The following is a 16,911-nucleotide window of genomic DNA, read 5'->3' as shown; positions in this document are numbered from 1 at the left end:
CCTGCCCCTCCGATCAGCCGCGCGCGATATTCGCCAGGCGGTCCAGCGCGCCCTGAAGGATATACCCGGCCGCGACATGGTCGATCACCTCGGCGCGACGCTTGCGCGACGTATCCGCCTCGAGCAGCGCCCTTTCGGCCGCCACGGTCGACAGCCGTTCGTCCCAGAAGCCGATTGGCAGGTCGGTAATCTTCTCGAGGTTGCGGGCGAAGGCGCGGGTCGACTGGCAGCGCGGCCCTTCCGAGCCGTCCATGTTGAACGGCAGGCCCAGGATCAGCCCGCACAACTCGCGGTCGGTGGCGATGGTCAGCAGTTCGGCCGCGTCCAGCGTGAACTTCTCGCGCCGGATCGTGCTCAGCGGCGAGGCGACCGAGCGCATCCGGTCCGAGACCGCGACCCCGATGGTCTTTGTGCCAAGGTCGAGCCCCGCCACCGCCCGGTGCGGCTTCAGCGCGGCCGCGAACTCTTCGATCGTTGCGCAGATCATTGGCTTACCCCTGCCTGACGTGCCGCCGCCGTGACCTTGGCAAGGTCGTCGGGAGAGGCCGCGAAATGGTCCTCGGCCTCGGTGAAGATCGCCCGCGCCCGCTCGGTCTCGCCCAGCACGCCCAGCGCCGCGATCAGCCGCGCCCATTCGTCGCCGCTGCCGCCCTGCCGCGCAAGGCGGTCGTTCAGCTGCTCGACCATGCCGCGGATCATCTGCTGGCGATCCTCGGGGCTCATGTCCTGCGTCGCCGCGACATCCGCGGCGCTGGGGCCCGGCAGCGCGGAACCCGCGGCGGGCAGCTGATAGTCGGGTTCGCCCGCGACCCAGGCGAGTTCCGGCATTGCCGCGCGGATCGGCTTGGCCCAGGGCGCATCGGCCGGGCCTTCCTCCAGCAGGTCGGCCCAGACCCGGAAGGTCTGATCGGGCCGGCCGCTCTGGGCCATCATCAGGCCCATGTAGTAGCGCGCCGTCTGGTTGTCGCGATCCTTGGCCAGCGCCGCGCGCAGCACCGTCTCGGCCTCGGGCGAGACCAGCCCGCCGGCGGCAAGGATCATCGCCTCGGCCTGCATCGCGATCTCTTCCGCGCTGGCCGCGTCGCCCTTCACGGCGACAAGCCGGGCCTGCGCCGCGGCAGCGGCGGCGAAATTGCCCAGCGCGCCCTCGTTGCGGGCCAGAAGCGTCAGCCCCTCGATGTCGTCGGGACGCTCCTTCAGCACCGCGCGCAGGCGATCCATCAGCTCGGCCACCTCGGGCTGCGGGGCGGGGGCGGGGGGCGTCTGGGCCTTGGCCTGCGCCTCGGCCTCGGCCTGCGGCAGGCGCTGGGCGTAAAGCCGCTGCGCCATCTCGAACCGGGCGTGCATCGGCAGGTCGGAATAGCCCGGCGCACCGATCCAGCCGTAAAGCAGGAAGGCCCCGGCCAGCGCCACCGCGCCCAGCGCGGCCATCGCCTGCGTCGCGCGCCGCGGCTGGGCGGCGGCGGTTTCCGACGCCAGCCGCCGGTCGGCCTCGAGGATCTTGCGGCTGATCTCGGTGCGGGCGCGGGCCGCGTCCTCGGGGGCGAGCGTGCCGCGGGCAAGGTCGCGCTCGACCTCGGCCAGCTGGCCGCGATAGACGGTCAGGTCGAAGGCCGCAGCGCCCGAGGGCCCTGCGGACGGGCGCAGAAGCGCGCGTCCCAGCGCCAGCGCGACCAGCAGGGCCACCAGCCCCGAGAAGATCCAGAACACCATCATGCCCCCTCTGTCGGGGTCGCATTTAGGCAGTCCGGGGCCGCGACGGAAGCCAAAACCGCGCGAGCGCCTGCGGCGGATGCGCGCCTTTGCCATGCATTGCGCGCAAGCGGAGATATGCATGTCGCATTTGTCCCTATTTCGACGTTTGCCAGCCTGTGACAAAACCGAGACAACGCGAAAAAGCGACAGAGCGGGGCCGCAGTCAGGATTCGGGTCCCGTGGAACGAAGGGGTCATGCGATGCGGGGATTGCTGGGATGAAGCGCTATTCGGTATTCGCCGTCGCCCGCGAGGCGCTCAACTGGCACCAGGGCTGGGAAAAGGCCTGGAAGAGCCCCGAGCCCAAGCGCAAATACGACGTCATCGTGATCGGTGCCGGCGGCCATGGGCTGGCCACCGCCTATTACCTCGGCAAGAACCACGGCATCCGCAACGTGGCGATCATCGAGAAGGGCTGGCTCGGCGGTGGCAACACCGGGCGCAACACCACGATCATCCGCTCGAACTACCTGCAGGACAGCTCGGCCGCGCTCTTTGAAAAGGCGCGCTCGCTCTACGAGGGGCTGAGCCAGGACCTGAACTACAACATCATGTTCTCGCCCCGCGGCCTGCTGATGCTGGCGCAGACCCATCACGAGGTTCGCGGCTACAAGCGCACCGTGGCCGCGAACCGGCTGCAGGGGATCGAGACCGAATGGATCGAGCCCGCCCGCGTCAAGGAACTGGTGCCGATCATCAACCTCGACGGGCCGCGCTATCCGGTGCTGGGCGCCCAATACCAGGCCCGCGGCGGCACCGCGCGCCATGACGCCGTGGCCTGGGGCTATGCCCGCGCCTGCTCCGACATGGGCATGGACATCATCCAGCAGACCGAGGTGACGGGCATCCGCACCGCGAACGGCAAGGTCCAGGGCGTCGACACCTCGCGCGGGCCGATCGACTGCGACAAGCTTTCCATCGTCGTCGCCGGGCATTCCTCGGTGCTGGCCGAGATGGCGGGCTTCCGCCTGCCGATCGAATCGCTGGCCCTGCAGGCGCTGGTGTCCGAACCGATAAAGCCCTGCATGGACGTGGTCGTGATGGCCAACACCGTCCACGGCTACATGTCGCAATCCGACAAGGGCGAGATGGTGATCGGCGGCGGCACCGACGGCTTCAACAACTACACCCAGCGCGGCTCGTGGCAGCATGTGGAAGAAACCGTCCGCGCGCTGATCGAGACCTTCCCGATGATCAGCCGCCTGAAGATGCTGCGCCAATGGGGCGGGATCGTCGACATGACCGGCGACCGATCGCCGATCCTGTCCACGACGCCGGTGGGCGGCATCTACGTCAACTGCGGCTGGGGCACCGGCGGCTTCAAGGCGATCCCCGGCTCGGGCTGGGCGATGGCCGAGCTGGTCGCCAAGGGCGAACCCGGGGCGCTCGCCTCGGAATTCGGGCTCAACCGCTTCCGCGAAGGCCGCTTCATCGACGAAAGCGTCGCGGCCGGGGTGGCGCATTGATGGCCCGGTTTCTCGCGATATCCGAAACGATCAGGGCGGACCGTTTCGGGAACCGCGCCCTGATGGCTCACGTTGCCGTGTCCACCGACACGCATAAGGACGTGACATCATGGACCGCAGTTCCTCGAACGCCTTCGCTTTCATCCTCGGCGCCGTCGTCGTCGCCGTACTGGCCATCGGCTGGTTCGTCTGGTCGGGCGGCGAAGCGCCCGCGGCCGACAAGCCCGAGATCACGATCAACCTTCCCGACTGACTCCCGCGCTCCGGCGCGGATCGCTGTCCCCGTCGCCGGAGCCTGCCCATGCTGACGCTGACCTGCCCCTATTGCGGCGTGCGCGCCGAAGAGACCGAGCTTGCCCCCGGCGGCGAGGCGCATCTGAAGCGCTTCGGCCCCGGCTCGACCGATGCCGAGTTCGAGGGCTACATGTTCAACCGCGCCAACCCCAAGGGCGTGCATTTCGAGCGCTGGCGCCATGCCTATGGCTGCGGCAAGTGGTTCCTCGCGGCCCGCTGCACCGCCACGCTCGAGGTCTTCGGGACCTACAAGGCCCAGACCCCGGCCCCCACCGAAGAGATCGTCGCCGCGATCAAGGCCAAACGCCCGAACTGGGAACCCGCGCAATGAGCACCCGTCTGACCCGTGGCGGCCGCCTGATCGACCGCACCGCCCCCGTTTCCTTCACCTTCAACGGCCGGAAGATGACGGGCTTCCGCGGCGACACGCTCGCCGCCTCGCTGCTGGCCAACGACCAGATGCTGGTCGGCCGCTCGTTCAAGTACCACCGCCCGCGCGGCATCGTCGGCTCTGGCGCCGAAGAGCCGAACGCGCTGATGGGGCTGGGCGAGGGCAAGCGGTTCGAGCCGAACCAGCGCGCCACCACGACCGAGACCTTCGACGGCCTCGTCGCGGGCTCGCAGAACCACTGGCCCAGCCTCGAATTCGACGTGGGCGTGGTGAACAACTCGGTCGCGCGCTTCCTGCCGGCGGGCTTCTACTACAAGACCTTCATCCACCCGCGCGCCTTCTGGAAGCACGTGTACGAGCCGGTGATCCGCCAGTCGGCGGGCCTCGGCAAGGTGCCGAAGGAACCCGACGCCGACACCTATGAACAGGCCTACGGCTTCTGCGACGTGCTGGTCGCGGGCGGCGGCGTCGCGGGTCTGACCGCGGCGCTGGCGGCGGCCACTGCCGGCAAGCGCGTCTGGCTGGTCGAGCAGACCGGCGCCTGGGGCGGTCGCGCCCCGGTCGACGGGTGCGAGATCGCGGGCCTTCCCGCGCAGGCTTGGGTCGACCAGACGCTGGCCACGCTGAAGGGCATGGAGAACGTCACCCTGAAGACCCGCGCCATGGTCTCGGGCCTGTACGACCACGGCTATGCGCTGGTCTACGAACGCCTTGCCGACACCACCCCCGGCGACGGGCGTCCGCGCCACCGCCTGTGGCGGATGCGGGCGGGGCAGGTGATCACCGCCACCGGCGCGATCGAACGGCCGATGTCCTTCTACGGCAACGACATTCCGGGCGTGATGCTGGCCTCGGCGGTGCGCGACTATGTCGTGAACTACGCGGTCAGCCCCGGCGACCGCACCGTCGTCGTCACCAACAACGATGACGCCTACCGCACCGCGCTCGCGCTGTTCGAGGCGGGCCTGATCGTCGCCGCGGTCATCGACGTCCGCCCGCGCGCGGACGGCGCCCTGCCGCAGCTGGTCCGCGAAAAGGGCATCCGCGTGCTGGAAGGCCGCGCCATCGCCAAGACCCACGGGTCGAAACGCGTGACCCGCGTTTCGGTCTGCGCCCAGGCGGGCGAGGGCGCGGTGCTGGAAGAGATCCCCTGCGATTGCGTCGCCATGTCGGGCGGCTGGTCGCCGGTCGTGCACCTGTGGTCGCATTGTGGCGGCAAGCTCAACTGGGACGATGAAAAGGCGATGTTCCGCCCCGATCCCGCGCGCCCGCCGCTGGGCGACAAGGGCCAGCCGCTGGCAGTGACCGCCGGCTGCGCCTCGGGCGCGATGACGATCCGCGAGGTTCTGGACGATGCCCATGCCGCCGGCGGCGGCACGGGCGAGGCGCCCGCGGCCTCGGGCCCGGCGGAATCGCCGATGCTCGCTGCCTGGGTGATGCCCGCCGGCGCCACGCCCGCGATGCGCGCCAAGATGTGGCTCGACTACCAGAACGACGTGAAGGTCTCTGACGTGCAGCTTGCGGCGCGCGAAGGCTACACCTCGGTCGAGCACACCAAGCGCTACACCACGCTCGGCATGGCGACCGATCAGGGGAAACTCTCGAACATCAACGGCCTGGCCGTTCTGTCCGACGCGCTGCACCAGCCGATCCCTGCCACCGGCACCACCACCTTCCGCCCGCCCTACACGCCGATCTCCTTCGGCGCGATCGCGGGCGAGGCGCGGGGCGAGATCTTCCAGCCGCTGCGCCGCACGCCCCCCGACGCCTGGCATGACGCGAACGGCGCCCATTGGGAGCCGGTCGGCCTCTGGCGCCGCCCGTTCTGCTACCGCAAGCCCGGCGAGACCGTGCATGACGCCGTGAACCGCGAGGTGAGGAACACCCGCGACAAGCTGGGGCTGCTCGACGCCTCGACGCTGGGCAAGATCCTCGTGAAGGGGCCGGATGCGGGGAAATTCCTCGACATGCTCTACACGAACATGATGTCGAACCTCGGCGTCGGCAAATGCCGCTACGGGCTGATGTGCAACGAGAACGGCTTCCTCAGCGATGACGGCGTCGTGGCGCGGATCTCGGAAGACACCTGGCTCTGCCACACCACCTCGGGCGGGGCGGACCGCATCCATGCCTGGATGGAAGACTGGCTGCAGTGCGAGTGGTGGGACTGGAAGGTCTACACCGCCAACCTGACCGAGCAATATGCCCAGATCGCCGTCGTTGGCCCCAATGCGCGCAAGCTTCTGGAAAAGCTGGGCGGCATGGATGTCTCGAAAGAGACGCTGCCCTTCATGACCTGGGCCGAGGGCAAGCTTGGCGGCTTCGACGCGCGGGCCTACCGGATCTCGTTCTCGGGCGAGCTGTCCTACGAGATCGCGGTTCCCGCCTCGCAGGGTGCGGCCTTCTGGGAGCGGCTGATGAAGGACGGGGCCGAGTTCGGGGTGATGCCCTACGGCACCGAATGCCTGCACGTGCTGCGCGCCGAGAAGGGCTTCATCATGATCGGCGACGAGTCCGACGGCACGGTGATCCCGCAGGATCTTGGCCTCAGCTGGGCGATCTCGAAGAAGAAGGAAGACTACCTCGGCAAGCGCGCGCAGGAACGCGTGGCGCTGGCCGACCCGGACCGCTGGCAGCTCGTGGGGCTGGAAACGCTCGATGGAACGGTGATCCCCGACGGTCTCTATTTCCCGGCCGAGGGCACCAACGCCTATGGCCAGCGCAACACCCAAGGCCGCATCACCTCGACCTACTGGTCGCCGACGCTGGGCAAGGGGATCGCGATGGCGCTGGTGAAGCACGGGACGAAGCGGATGGGCGAGGTGCTGGAATTCCCCGACACCGCCGGCAAGACGATCAAGGCGCGGATCTGCGATCCGGTGTTCTTCGACAAAGAAGGGGCGAAGCAGAATGTTTGAGGCAATCAGCGCCCTTAAGGGCAAGACCTCATCCGGTTTCGCAAGCGTTGCCGACAAGGGTCTGGTCGGAATGATCACCTTCCGCGGCGACCTCGCGTCCCCGGCCACCGCGGCGGCGGTGCGCGAGGTGACCGGGCTCGAGCTTCCGGCGCAACGCAAGGCGACCTCGGGCGGCGGCAAGTCGGTGCTGTGGATGTCGCCGGATGAACTCCTGATCCTTGTCCCCCATGCCGAGGCTCCGGCCGCGGTCGCGGGACTGGATGCGGCGCTGGCGGGCAGCCACCATCTGGCCGTCGAGGTGTCGGATGCGCGTGCGCTGATCACCGTCACCGGCCCGACCGCGACCGACGTGCTGCGCAAGCTCGCGCCCATCGATTTCGAGGCGATGGACGAGGACGAGGTCCGCCGTTCGCGCTTCGCGCAAGTGGCTGCCGCGACTTGGAAATCGGGCGCCGAGGAATGGTCGGTGATCTGCTTCCGCTCGGTCGCCGCCTATGTCTTCGGCTGCCTTGCCAATGCCGCCCGCAGCGGGGCCGAAATCTAGGTTTCGCGCGGTACCGCACAGGGTCGGGGGCGGTGTTCCGCCCTTGACCTCGGCGGGTCAGGCGCTTCTATGTCACAGGCAAATTCCGCAAGCCTGCGAAAGGACGAACCCATGGCCTTCACGCTTCCCGATCTCCCCTATGCCCACGATGCGCTGGCCGCGCTCGGCATGTCGAAGGAGACGCTCGAGTTCCACCACGACATCCACCACAAGGCCTATGTCGACAACGGCAACAAGCTGATCGCCGGCACCGAGTGGGAAGGCAAGTCGCTCGAAGACATCGTCAAAGGCACCTACAAGGCCGGCGCCGTGGCGCAGTCGGGCATCTTCAACAACGCCTCGCAGCACTGGAACCACAACCAGTTCTGGGAGATGATGGGCCCGGGCGGCAAGGCGATGCCGGGCGAGCTTGAAAAGGCGATCACCGAGTCCTTCGGCTCGGTCGACAAGTTCAAGGAAGAATTCGCCGCCGCGGGCGCGGGCCAGTTCGGCTCGGGCTGGTGCTGGCTGGTGAAGGACACCGACGGCGCGCTGAAGGTCACCAAGACCGAGAACGGCGTGAACCCGCTGTGCTTCGGCCAGACCGCGCTGCTGGGCTGCGACGTGTGGGAACACTCGTACTACATCGACTTCCGCAACAAGCGCCCGGCCTACCTGACCAACTTCCTCGAGAAGCTGGTGAACTGGGAAAACGTCGCCGGCCGCCTCTGAGCGACCCGGCACGATCAGGGAAGGGCCCGGCCGCCGCGCCGGGCCTTTTCCATAGCTCCGCAGGATGTGCCAACCGAAGATCCGCATCACCGGCGAGCTGACCCCGAAGACGATCGCCCCCGAAAGACGATGCCACCGACCATTACCGGCGTGCGGTGCCAGACCTGCCAGCGCTGCGTCAGCGGCGCGGGCAGCTAGAGCAGGGCGGTGATCACCGGATGGACCGCGAAGAGCAGGACCAGCGTCAGCCGCGGTTTCGACGGGCGCCGCGCCGGATCTGTCGCCGCGGGGGGCGCCGTCTGTTGCGGGGGGTGTTGAAGTCATCGCGATCCCGGTCTGCAAGCCCCCCGCCTGCGCCCCATCAGCGCGGGGGCGGCTTTGCTCCTGCGCCGGTGTCGCGGCTGGGCGGGGCGCCGCCGGTGCCCACGACGGCCCGGCGCCGGGCGGAACGCGCCCCGGATGCGGACGTTTTCCCCGCACAGCAACGATACAGGAGACGGCAATGGCACGCATGGCCAAGGGCACCCTCATCCTCGTCGCCGATGGCGAGAAGGCACTGATCCTCGAGAACGCCGGAACGCCCGACGCGCCCGAGCTTTCGGTGGTCTCGCGCCACGCGGTGCCGCCCGAGGCGCTGGCGGGGGCGACCGACCGGCCCGGGCGGATGGCCGACAAGGGGCCCGGCCAGCGCTCGGCGCTGGAGCAGGCGGATTATGCGCGTCTCGCTGGCGAGGCCTTTGCCGCGGATCTGGCCGGTGTGATCGAGGTCGAGGTGGCCGGGCGCGGCTCTGCGCGGCTGGTGATCGCCGCCCCGGCACCGATCCTTGGCGCGATGCGGCCGCATCTTGGCGCAGCGACGGGCCGGGCGCTGGCGGCGGAATGCGCCAAGACCCTGACCGGGCATCCGCTGCCGCAGATCGCGAAGATCGTCGCGGCCGAGCTCGAGGCGGCCTGAAGGGTGGCCGGGCAGGGCGCCCGGGGTCTCCGCGACCCCGTGGCGCCCCCCGGCCACCATCTGCGCGGCGGACCCTTTGCGCTGTTTTCCGCCGCGCGCTCATCCGAGAGACGCGGCCATAGCGGGCTCGGGGGCGTCGGCATCGGCGGCCGGGGTGGCGAAGACGCCTGGCGAGCGCGCGGCTGAACAGCCGATCGGTGGCGCGTCGGGCATCGCCAGCCGCGTGCCCTGCCGGCTTCTGGCGCCGCCGAGCCTGACCGGGTTTTCACTCGGGCCCTCCGGCATCAGGGGAAGATGCTGGGCCTTTCGTCCGGCATGCTGGCGTCGCTAGCCGGGCCCTTTCGTGTCCATGCGGGTCGCGGGATCTGCTCAAGGGGTGACGAGGCCCTTCAGCGCGGCGAGAGCGACGCTGAGTGCGGTGACGTCATCCGGCTTTGTACGCAGTGAGCCGTAGCAGGTTTGGACTCTGACTGGGCGGCGGATTTTCATGCAGGCCGACATGTCGCCGGCTGACGAGCCCGTATACCTTGTCCGGCATGGCAGCGTCGCGAAACTATTCTGAGTTCGCCTCAGTCCAGATGCGTTTTCAACACTGCCTGGCGAGCCGGGGCGTCTGCGATCGGAGCGGCGAAAACCCTTTAGCGAGGGCGTTGCGGGTCCAGGCGTCACCACCGCATCCGGCATCGCCAGCAGCGAGCCCCGGCAGCCGTCCACCTTGACGAGGAAAACCGGCGTCTCGTGCAGGTCCATCTGCCACCGGCGGACGATCCTGAGCGGCTCGTCCGGGCGGGCCCTCGCCCTTGTGGCGGCTCAGCCCAGATGCGCGGCCAGCGCGGCCTCGAGGGCCGAGGCATCGGCGACCGGCGTGACGAAGTCCTTCAGCGAGGGCGCGGCGAAGCCGCCCGACACCACCGCCTCTAGCATCGCCAGCAGCGGGTCCCAGTAACCGTTGACGTTCACCAGGTAGACCGGCTTTTCATGCAGGCCGATCTGGCGCCAGGTGACGATCTCGAACAGCTCGTCCAGCGTGCCGGCGCCGCCCGGCAGCACCACGAAGGCGTCCGAGTTCATGTACATGACCTTCTTGCGCTCGTGCATCGTCTCGGTGACGACGAAGGTCGAGAGGTCGCGCTTGCCGACCTCCATCCCCAACAGATGGACCGGGATCACCCCGAAGGTCTCGCCCGCGGCGGCCTGGGTGGCGCGCGCCACCTCGCCCATCAGCCCGACATCGCCCGCGCCATAGACCAGCCGCCAGCCGCGCCGCGCCAGCATCTGGCCGGTCGCGCGGGCGGTTTCGACATGGGCCGGGTCGGTGCCGGGGCGCGAGCCGCAGAAAACGCAGACGGAATGGGTGTATTTTGGCATCTTTCGCCCCTCTTCTTGCGTGCGGTGCGCCATGGCGTCGCGCGGCTTTTGACCGGTGATACCGGGGTTGCTAACCTGCCTCAAGCGGCCGCAGAGCCGTGATGGGGATGTGCCGGACCGGTCCGGTGCCGCGGCGCGCGGGGGCGCGGGGCGGAGGGGACCCGGAAGGGGTCCGGATCGGGGCCGGTGGTGTGACGGGGACGATGGCCGGGCAGGGGATGCCACGGTCGAACGGGGCCGGACTGGGCCGAACGGGGATGACGATGGCGAAGGAAACGGGTGCCGGCTGGCGCGTGGGGGCGGGTGTTGCGCTTGGCTGTGTGGCCGGGCTGGCGCTGCTGTGGTTCGGGCTCGGCCCCGTCGGGCATCGGGACGGAGGGTTTGAGGGAGAGCCCGGTACGGCGGCGTCCGGCCCCTCGGCCGCAGTTACCCCGTCTGCCACGTCGTCTGCCTCTGCTCCGCCGGCCACCCCGGCGCCCGCCGCTGCGCCTGCGCCCGAGCCCGCGGCGACTGCAGCGGCGACGTCAGAGCCTGCCCGGCCCCCGGCCGCGCAGGAGGTCGCGGCAGCACCGGAGCCTGCCGCGGCGGGATCGCCCGCGCCGCAGCCCGCCGCAGCGCCGGCCCCGCCGCAGCCGGCAGCGGCCGCGGCGGCGGTGGTGCCGAGCTTCGACACGGTGCGTGCCGATGCGCAGGGCGGCGTGCAGGTTGCGGGCCGCGCGGCGCCGGGGGCAAGGGTGCGGCTTCTGGCCGACGGGCAGGAGATCGGCAGCGCCACCGCCAATGCCCGTGGCGATTTCGCGGTTCTGGGCGATGTGCCGCTTGATGGTCGGCCGCGCGAGCTGGCGCTGGCCGCGACCGATGCGGCCGGTGCGGAGATCCGCTCGCAGGCGCCGGTGATCCTTGCCCCGCGGCAGGCCGCCGAGGCGCCCGGGGCCGCTGCGCCGGCGCAGGCGCTGGCCGCGGCCGCTCCGGGCCCGGTGGCGACCGCCCCGGCGACGAGCGCCGAGGCCGCCTCGGCCGCAGTCACAGCAGATTCGGCTGCGGCCCCGCCTTTGGCCCCCGCGACTGCAACGGCCGCAGCCGAGGCGCCGGCCGCCCCGGCGGTGCTGGGCACCGGCGCGGAGGGCGTGGCGGTGCTGGCGGGACCGGACAGCGCGCAGGTGGTGATCGACGCGCTGGGCTACGATGCCGATGGTGCCGTCAGCCTCACCGGCCGCGCGGGTCCGGGCGAGGGGGGCGCGGTGCGCCTCTATCTCGACAATGCGCTGGCCGCGACGGTGGCGCTGGGGCCGGACCGGCGCTGGCAGACGCGGATCTTCGACCTCGCGCCGGGGCTCTACAGCCTGCGGGTGGACCAGATCGACGCGGCGGGCAAGGTCGTCTCGCGCGCCGAGACGCCGTTCCAGCGCGAGGCGCCCGAGGTCCTGGCCGCCGCGGCCCGCGCCGCGCAGGCCCCGGCCGAACCCGCGGCCCCGCCGCCCGCGGCCGCAAGCACGGCCCCCGCAGCGGGCCCTGCGCCCGCGACGGGCGAGGCCCCGGCGGCGCCCGCCGCGACGCAGGCCCCGGTGCAGGCCATGGCCGGCACCCCTGCAAATCCCGCCGCGCCGGCAGAGACCGCGCCGGTCACCGGCGGACTGGTGCAGATCACGGTGCAGCCCGGCTATTCGCTGTGGAAGATCGCCCAGCGCAATTATGGCGACGGGGTCGAATATGTCCGGCTCTTCGAGGCCAACCGCGACCAGATCCGCAACCCTGACCTGATCTACCCGGGGCAGGTCTTCACGATCCCGGCGAAACCGTGAGCTTTGGCGGGCCAACCTCTTGGGCAGCGTCCTGGGCGACGTCTTCCGCGGCGCCGTCCCAGCCGCAGCAGGCGCGCACCTCGGGGTGGCCGCAGCAGCAGTCGGCGATCAGCCAGCCGAAGGTGCGCCCGATCCCGCCATGGTCGGCGGCATAGAAGACGTTGCGCGATTCGCGGCGCGAGGTGACGAGCCCCGCCTGTTCCAGCGCCGCCAGATGGAACGACAGCCGCGAGGCCGAAACGCCGAGCGCGCGTGCGAGATCGCCCGCGCTGCGGCCGTCCTTGCCGGCGGGCACCAGCATCCTGACCAGGTCCAGCCGGGTCTCGCTCGCCAGCGCCGACAGCGCGTCGAGCACTTTACGCTGCTCCATCATTCAACTACTCAAGAAGCCTTGAACTGATCTCGATGTAAGCGATCCCCGCCGCCGGATCAACGGACGGTGCCGTCCCGACCGGGACGGCGGGCGGGCGGTGGTCGGAAAGGCTGAGGAATGCGGCATATGGCAGGCAGCGACGCCCCGCGCGGGGCGGAGCCACCGAAGACGCGGGCCGAGGAACGCCGGGCGCGCGAAGAGGCCGAGGTGGCGGGTACCGCGCCGGCGGCCGCCGCCCCCGCGAAGTCGAGCGGCCTTGCGACGATGCGCCGGGTCGCGCCCTATCTCTGGCCGGACAGCGCGCCTTGGGTGAAGAAGCGCGTGGTGCTGGCGATGATGGCGCTGGTCGCGGCCAAGGTGGTCTCGGTCTGCGTGCCCTTCATCTACAAGGCGGCGGTCGACGGGCTGGCGGGCGAACAGCGCGACGACGGGGCGCTGCTCGCGCTGGGGGCGATCGGGCTGGTGGTGGCCTATGGCCTCGCGCGGCTGGGATCGGTTGCCTTTGGCGAGCTGCGCGACGCGATCTTCGTGCGGGTCGGGCAGCGGGCGCTGCGGGCGCTGGCGCTGGAAACCTTCCAGCACATCCACGCGCTGTCCCTGCGCTATCACATCACCCGCAAGACCGGCGCGCTGAGCCGGATCATCGAGCGCGGGGTGAAGGGCGTCGATTTCCTGCTGCGCTTCATGCTGTTCTCGATCGGGCCGCTGGCGCTGGAGCTGGCGCTGGTCTCGATCATCTTCGCGCTGGCCTTCTCGGTCTGGTATGCGCTGGTCGTGGTCGTGACCATCGCGCTGTACGTCACCTTCACCTTCAAGGTCACCGAGTGGCGGGTGAAGCTGCGCCGGCAGATGAACGAGCAGGACACCGACGCGAACCAGAAGGCGATCGACAGCCTGCTGAACTACGAGACGGTGAAGTATTTCGCGGCCGAGGGGCGCGAGACCGCGCGCTATGACGCGGCGATGGCGGGCTATGAAAAGGCCGCGGTGAAGACCGGGCAGAGCCTTGCGCTGCTGAATGCCGGTCAGGCGCTGATCATCACCACGGGCCTTGTCATCGTCATGGCGATGGCGGCGCGCGGGGTGCAGGCCGGCACGCTGACCGTGGGCGATTTCGTGATGGTCAACGCCTACATGATCCAGATCACCATGCCTCTGGGCTTCCTCGGCACGGTCTACCGCGAGATCCGGCAGGCGCTGGTCGACATGGGCGAGATGTTCGACCTGCTGCGCCACCCGGCCGAGGTCACCGACCGCCCGGGCGCGCCCGCGCTGCAGGTCTCGGGCGGGGCGATCCGGCTGAGCGACGTGCGCTTCGGCTATGACCCGTCGCGGCCGATCCTGAAGGGGATCGATCTCGAGGTCGGGGCCGGTCAGACGGTGGCGATCGTCGGGCCGTCGGGCTCTGGCAAATCCACGATCGGGCGGCTTCTGTTCCGCTTCTACGACGTGACCGGCGGCGCGATCGCCATCGACGGGCAGGACCTGCGCGAGGTCACACAGGAATCCTTGCATGCCGCGATCGGGGTGGTGCCGCAGGACACGGTGCTGTTCAACGACACGATCTATTACAACATCGCCTATGGCCGCGCGAATGCGACGCGCGCGGATGTCGAGGCGGCGGCGCGGGCCGCCAAGATCCACGATTTCATCCTCGCGCTGCCCGAGGGCTACGACACCAGGGTCGGCGAGCGCGGGCTGAAGCTGTCGGGGGGCGAGAAGCAGCGGGTGGGCATCGCGCGCACCCTGCTGAAGAACCCGCCGATCCTGCTGCTGGACGAGGCGACCTCGGCGCTCGACACCCAGACCGAGGCCGACATCCAGGCCGAGCTCGAGGCGATGGGGCAGGGGCGCACGGTGATCACCATCGCGCACCGGCTTTCGACCGTGGCGAATGCCGACCGGATCGTGGTGCTGGAGGCCGGGCGCATCGTCGAGGAGGGCACCCACGAGGCGCTTCTGGCCGAGGGCGGGCGCTATGCCGCGATGTGGGCGCGCCAGTCGGCCGAGATCGACGAGGCGGCCTGATCCCGGCGTCGCCGCGAGCGGCGCGCTGCGCCTCCGGCGGGGATATTTGGACCAATGAGAAAGCCATTTCTTGCTGGCACAAATATCCCTGGGGGTGAGCGGGCAGGGCCCGCGAGGGGGCAGCGCTCCCTCACCGCCTTTTGCCCCGATCACGGCCGGACCCGGCCTTGGCAAGCCGCCCCGCCCGCGTGTAAGAGGAGGCCGGGTTTTCGGAGGCCGGAATGAGCAACAATGACAGCTTCATCGACGAGGTGACCGACGAGGTTCGCCGCGACCGGCTTTTCGCCCTTCTCAAGCGCTGGGGCTGGGTCGGCATCGTCGGGGTGGTGCTGATCGTCGGCGGCGCGGCCTTCTGGGAGTGGCGCCGGTCGGCGGCCGAGGCCGAGGCGCGCGCTTTCGGCGATGCGGTGATGGCCGCGATGCAGGCCGAGAGCCTGGCCGCGCGCACCGAGGCGCTGGCGGGCCTGCCCGAGGGCAGCCCCGAGCGGCTGGCGCTCAAGCGCCTGCTCGAGGCAGCGAGTGCCGCCGATGCCGGTGACACCGCCAAGGCGCTGGCCGATTACGACGCGGTGGCGAGCGACGGCACCCTGCCCGAGACGCTGGGCCATCTGGCACTGCTGAAGCGGGTGCTGCTGGCCGGACCGGAAATGTCCGCGGCCGACCGCGGTGCCGCGCTCGAGCGGCTGACGCGGCCCGGCGCGCCCTACCGGCTGCTGGCGCAGGAGCAGCAGGCGCTGGATCTTGCCGCCGCGGGCGATACCGACGGCGCGGTGGCGGCTTTGCGCGCAGTGCTGGCCGAGGACGGGGTGACCCCGGGCTTGCGCCGCCGGGCGACACAGTTGATGGTGGCGCTGGGCGCGGATCCGGCGGCCAGCTGAGAACCGCAAGACCCGGGATCCGAGGATGAGCCGGGCGGACAGGATGAGAGGACGGGCAGTGAGCGAACACGGGGCGAAGCGGCCGGCCGCACGCGGCGGGCGAGCAAAGGTTCTGGGCGCGGGAAGCCTCGCGCTGGTTCTGGTGCTGGCGGGCTGCGCCAAGGAGCCGCGGCTGCCGGGCGAGCGCATCGACACCCGCGCCGCCGCGGGCGTGACCACGGGCGGCCCGGTCGCCAGCGGCGCGCGCGCGGTTCCGATCGCGCTGCCGCCGATGGGCACCAACGCCGACTGGCCGGCGCGTGCCGGCGCCCCCGACCACGCGCCCGGCCACCCGAGCCTGCGCCCCGAGCCGCAGCTGATCTGGTCCGCCGGCATCGGCGCCGCCTCGGCGCAGCGGCACCGGCTGGTCGGCGATCCGGTGGTCGGCGGCGGGCTGGTCTTCGCCATCGACAGCGAGGCGCAGGTCACCGCGGTCACCCCGGCGGGGCAGGTCGCCTGGCGCAGCTCGGCCAAGCCCGCGGGCGAACGCTCGACCGGCACCGGCGGCGGGCTGGCCTATGCCGGCGGCAAGGTCTTCGTGACGACGAGCTATGGCGAGCTGGTCGCGCTCGACGCCGCCAGCGGTGGCGTTGTCTGGCGCCAGAAGGTCGACACCGGGATCGGCGGCGCGCCGACCGTGTCGGGCGGCACCGTGTTCGTCGCCACCCGCGACGGCACCGGCATCGCGGTGCGCGCGGCCGATGGCCGGGAACTGTGGACGCTGCGCGGCGCCCCGGCGCGGGCCGGCGTCACCGGCGTTTCGGCCCCCGCGGTCTCGGGCGACACCGTGGTCTTCCCCTTCACCGGCGGGCTTCTGGTCGCGGCCGACACCAACACCGGCGCGCGGCGCTGGGTGCGCTCGCTGGCCGGCAAGCGGCTGGGCATGGCCTATGCCGATGTCAGCGACGTTGCCGGCGACCCGGTGATCTCGGGCGGCACGGTCTATTCCGGCACCACCGCGGGCCAGCTGGGCGCGACCGCGCTCGCCTCGGGCCAGCCGGCCTGGTCGATCGCCGAGGGCGCCTCGGCCCCGGTCGCCGTCGCCGGCGGCTCGGTCTTCTCGGTCACCGATGCCGGGCGGCTGGTGCGGGTCAATGCCGCGTCGGGCGAGGTGCTCTGGGCGGTCGATCTGCCCTATGACGTCCACACCCGCCGCGCCAAGAACCGCCGCGACGTGGTCGAGAACCACGGGCCGGTGCTGGCCGGCGGGCGGCTCTTCGTCGCCTCGTCCGATGGCTACCTGCGGGCCTTCGATCCGGCCTCGGGCACCATGACCGCCTCGGTCGCGATCCCGGGCGGGGCCTCGACCGGGATCGCCGTCGCCGGGAACACCGCCTATGTCGTGTCGAAGAACGGACAGCTTCTGGCTTTCCGCTGACCGTAAAGCGGT

The 16,911-nt window shown here is 70.7% G+C and carries 15 protein-coding genes; 11 read left to right on the top strand and 4 right to left on the bottom strand.

Annotated features, from left to right (window positions below):
• Positions 1 to 13 precede the first annotated feature (13 nt).
• Positions 14 to 487 (bottom strand): Holliday junction resolvase RuvX, encoded by a 474-nt coding sequence (gene ruvX, locus V8J36_RS11865; RefSeq protein ID WP_336467489.1) that lies wholly within the window; start codon positions 485 to 487, stop codon positions 14 to 16.
• Entirely contained in the window at positions 484 to 1,716 is a 1,233-nt protein-coding gene (ccmI, locus tag V8J36_RS11860; protein ID WP_336467488.1) for a c-type cytochrome biogenesis protein CcmI, read from the bottom strand. The genes ruvX and ccmI overlap by 4 nt, the downstream gene beginning before the upstream one ends.
• A 256-nt stretch (positions 1,717 to 1,972) precedes the next feature.
• Here ccmI and V8J36_RS11855 point away from each other — a divergent pair, with 256 nt between their 5' ends.
• The 7 genes from V8J36_RS11855 to V8J36_RS11825 all read left to right on the top strand — a co-directional run bounded on the left by V8J36_RS11855 (position 1,973) and on the right by V8J36_RS11825 (position 9,033).
• On the top strand, positions 1,973 to 3,220 hold the full coding sequence (locus V8J36_RS11855; RefSeq protein WP_336467487.1) for a sarcosine oxidase subunit beta family protein: 1,248 nt from the start codon (positions 1,973 to 1,975) through the stop codon (positions 3,218 to 3,220).
• A gap of 109 nt (positions 3,221 to 3,329) precedes the next feature.
• Positions 3,330 to 3,473 (top strand): hypothetical protein, encoded by a 144-nt coding sequence (locus V8J36_RS11850; RefSeq protein WP_336467486.1) that lies wholly within the window; start codon positions 3,330 to 3,332, stop codon positions 3,471 to 3,473.
• A 48-nt stretch (positions 3,474 to 3,521) separates the two neighbouring features.
• Positions 3,522 to 3,845 (top strand): sarcosine oxidase subunit delta, encoded by a 324-nt coding sequence (locus tag V8J36_RS11845; protein WP_336467485.1) that lies wholly within the window; start codon positions 3,522 to 3,524, stop codon positions 3,843 to 3,845.
• Positions 3,842 to 6,823 (top strand): sarcosine oxidase subunit alpha family protein, encoded by a 2,982-nt coding sequence (locus V8J36_RS11840; RefSeq protein WP_336467484.1) that lies wholly within the window; start codon positions 3,842 to 3,844, stop codon positions 6,821 to 6,823. The genes V8J36_RS11845 and V8J36_RS11840 overlap by 4 nt, the downstream gene beginning before the upstream one ends.
• 70 nt (positions 6,824 to 6,893) lie before the next feature.
• Positions 6,894 to 7,367 carry a sarcosine oxidase subunit gamma gene (locus V8J36_RS11835; protein WP_336467483.1) on the top strand — a complete coding sequence of 158 codons (474 nt, stop codon included), beginning with the start codon at positions 6,894 to 6,896 and terminating at the stop codon, positions 7,365 to 7,367.
• 111 nt (positions 7,368 to 7,478) lie between these two features.
• Entirely contained in the window at positions 7,479 to 8,078 is a 600-nt protein-coding gene (locus tag V8J36_RS11830; RefSeq protein WP_336467482.1) for a superoxide dismutase, read from the top strand.
• A 502-nt stretch (positions 8,079 to 8,580) separates the two neighbouring features.
• Entirely contained in the window at positions 8,581 to 9,033 is a 453-nt protein-coding gene (locus V8J36_RS11825) for a host attachment family protein (RefSeq protein ID WP_336467481.1), read from the top strand.
• An 810-nt stretch (positions 9,034 to 9,843) separates the two neighbouring features.
• Here V8J36_RS11825 and V8J36_RS11820 read toward each other — a convergent pair.
• Positions 9,844 to 10,401, bottom strand: a complete 558-nt coding sequence (locus tag V8J36_RS11820; protein ID WP_336467480.1) for a TIGR00730 family Rossman fold protein — start codon at positions 10,399 to 10,401, stop codon at positions 9,844 to 9,846.
• Positions 10,402 to 11,057: 656 nt separating this feature from the next.
• On the opposite strand from V8J36_RS11820, the gene V8J36_RS11815 reads away from it, so the two are divergent.
• Positions 11,058 to 12,203 carry a LysM peptidoglycan-binding domain-containing protein gene (locus V8J36_RS11815; RefSeq protein WP_336467479.1) on the top strand — a complete coding sequence of 382 codons (1,146 nt, stop codon included), beginning with the start codon at positions 11,058 to 11,060 and terminating at the stop codon, positions 12,201 to 12,203.
• On the opposite strand, the gene V8J36_RS11810 is transcribed toward V8J36_RS11815, so the two are convergent.
• Complete coding sequence (locus tag V8J36_RS11810; protein ID WP_336467478.1) at positions 12,181 to 12,573, bottom strand: ArsR/SmtB family transcription factor; 393 nt, start codon at positions 12,571 to 12,573, stop codon at positions 12,181 to 12,183. The genes V8J36_RS11815 and V8J36_RS11810 overlap by 23 nt on opposite strands.
• Before the next feature lie 267 nt (positions 12,574 to 12,840).
• Here V8J36_RS11810 and V8J36_RS11805 point away from each other — a divergent pair, with 267 nt between their 5' ends.
• The 3 genes from V8J36_RS11805 to V8J36_RS11795 all read left to right on the top strand — a co-directional run bounded on the left by V8J36_RS11805 (position 12,841) and on the right by V8J36_RS11795 (position 16,899).
• A complete protein-coding gene (locus V8J36_RS11805) occupies positions 12,841 to 14,604 on the top strand; it encodes an ABCB family ABC transporter ATP-binding protein/permease (RefSeq protein ID WP_336467571.1) in 1,764 nt (587 codons plus the stop codon).
• Between the two features lie 221 nt (positions 14,605 to 14,825).
• Entirely contained in the window at positions 14,826 to 15,482 is a 657-nt protein-coding gene (locus V8J36_RS11800; protein ID WP_336467477.1) for a hypothetical protein, read from the top strand.
• A 58-nt stretch (positions 15,483 to 15,540) separates the two neighbouring features.
• Complete coding sequence (locus tag V8J36_RS11795) at positions 15,541 to 16,899, top strand: outer membrane protein assembly factor BamB family protein (protein ID WP_336467476.1); 1,359 nt, start codon at positions 15,541 to 15,543, stop codon at positions 16,897 to 16,899.
• Positions 16,900 to 16,911: the final 12 nt, after the last annotated feature.

Source organism: Frigidibacter sp. MR17.14 (assembly GCF_037095735.1).
Classification (GTDB): Bacteria; Pseudomonadota; Alphaproteobacteria; order Rhodobacterales; family Rhodobacteraceae; genus Frigidibacter.
Note: the sequence above shows the minus strand (reverse complement) of the source record. Positions and strands in the feature narration are given on the sequence as shown.

Bases quoted from the DNA above. Each gene is read 5' to 3' on its own strand.
- ruvX (WP_336467489.1), bottom strand. From the start codon at position 487: ATGATCTGCGCAACGATCGAAGAGTTCGCGGCCGCGCTGAAGCCGCAC.
- ccmI (WP_336467488.1), bottom strand. From the start codon at position 1,716: ATGATGGTGTTCTGGATCTTCTCGGGGCTGGTGGCCCTGCTGGTCGCG.
- V8J36_RS11855 (WP_336467487.1), top strand. From the start codon at position 1,973: ATGAAGCGCTATTCGGTATTCGCCGTCGCCCGCGAGGCGCTCAACTGG.
- V8J36_RS11850 (WP_336467486.1), top strand. From the start codon at position 3,330: ATGGACCGCAGTTCCTCGAACGCCTTCGCTTTCATCCTCGGCGCCGTC.
- V8J36_RS11845 (WP_336467485.1), top strand. From the start codon at position 3,522: ATGCTGACGCTGACCTGCCCCTATTGCGGCGTGCGCGCCGAAGAGACC.
- V8J36_RS11840 (WP_336467484.1), top strand. From the start codon at position 3,842: ATGAGCACCCGTCTGACCCGTGGCGGCCGCCTGATCGACCGCACCGCC.
- V8J36_RS11835 (WP_336467483.1), top strand. From the start codon at position 6,894: ATGATCACCTTCCGCGGCGACCTCGCGTCCCCGGCCACCGCGGCGGCG.
- V8J36_RS11830 (WP_336467482.1), top strand. From the start codon at position 7,479: ATGGCCTTCACGCTTCCCGATCTCCCCTATGCCCACGATGCGCTGGCC.
- V8J36_RS11825 (WP_336467481.1), top strand. From the start codon at position 8,581: ATGGCACGCATGGCCAAGGGCACCCTCATCCTCGTCGCCGATGGCGAG.
- V8J36_RS11820 (WP_336467480.1), bottom strand. From the start codon at position 10,401: ATGCCAAAATACACCCATTCCGTCTGCGTTTTCTGCGGCTCGCGCCCC.
- V8J36_RS11810 (WP_336467478.1), bottom strand. From the start codon at position 12,573: ATGGAGCAGCGTAAAGTGCTCGACGCGCTGTCGGCGCTGGCGAGCGAG.
- V8J36_RS11805 (WP_336467571.1), top strand. From the start codon at position 12,841: ATGCGCCGGGTCGCGCCCTATCTCTGGCCGGACAGCGCGCCTTGGGTG.
- V8J36_RS11800 (WP_336467477.1), top strand. From the start codon at position 14,826: ATGAGCAACAATGACAGCTTCATCGACGAGGTGACCGACGAGGTTCGC.